Source organism: Vibrio sp. 10N.261.52.A1 (assembly GCF_002876325.1).
Lineage (GTDB): Bacteria > Pseudomonadota > Gammaproteobacteria > Enterobacterales > Vibrionaceae > Vibrio > Vibrio chagasii.
In genome coordinates, this window is the sequence record NZ_MCYD01000065.1 from 1 (window position 1) to 894 (window position 894).

Annotated in this window: 1 protein-coding gene; it reads left to right on the top strand. The window is 44.4% G+C overall.

Annotated elements, in window-relative coordinates:
- Window positions 1–77: 77 nt before the first annotated feature.
- Window positions 78–894: phosphoglycerate kinase (locus BCT81_RS00970; protein ID WP_102423006.1), on the top strand; the 817-nt coding region annotated here is incomplete at its 3' end.

Consider the following 894-nt stretch of genomic DNA (forward strand, 5'->3'; position numbering starts at 1 on the left):
GTTGAATAATTTATAGGCTTAGCAGGGTTGCTGAGTTTCCAAAACTTTATTTTTATTTAAATTTGAGAGGACAAATCATGTCTGTGATCAAGATGACTGACCTGGAACTTGCAGGTAAACGCGTATTTATCCGTGCTGACCTAAACGTACCAGTAAAAGACGGTAAAGTAACTTCAGATGCACGTATCCTAGCATCTCTACCAACTATCAAGCTTTGCCTAGAAGCTGGTGCAAAAGTAATGGTTACTTCTCACCTTGGTCGTCCTACTGAAGGCGAATACAACGAAGAGTTCTCTCTAGCTCCTGTAGTTAACTACCTAAACGACGCACTAGACTGCGAAGTTAAACTGGCTAAAGACTACCTAAACGGCCTAGAGCTAAACGCTGGTGAGCTTGTTGTTCTAGAAAACGTTCGCTTCAACAAAGGCGAGAAGAAGAACGAAGAAGAGCTATCTAAAGCATACGCATCTCTATGTGACATCTTCGTAATGGATGCATTCGGTACGGCTCACCGTGCACAAGCATCTACTCACGGTGTTGGTACTCACGCTCCTGTAGCATGTGCTGGTCCTCTTCTTGCTGCTGAACTTGAAGCACTAGGTAAAGCAATGGACAACCCAGAGCGTCCACTAGTTGCTATCGTTGGTGGTTCTAAAGTTTCTACTAAACTGACTGTTCTTGAGTCTCTATCTAAAGTTGCAGACCAACTTGTTGTTGGTGGTGGTATCGCAAACACCTTCATCGCTGCTGAAGGCCACAACGTAGGTAAGTCTCTATACGAAGCAGACCTAGTTGACACTGCTAAGAAGCTGATGAAAGAGTGTGCTATCCCAGTAGCGACTGACGTTGCATGCGCTAAAGCATTCGACGAGAACGCAGAAGCTGAAATCAAAC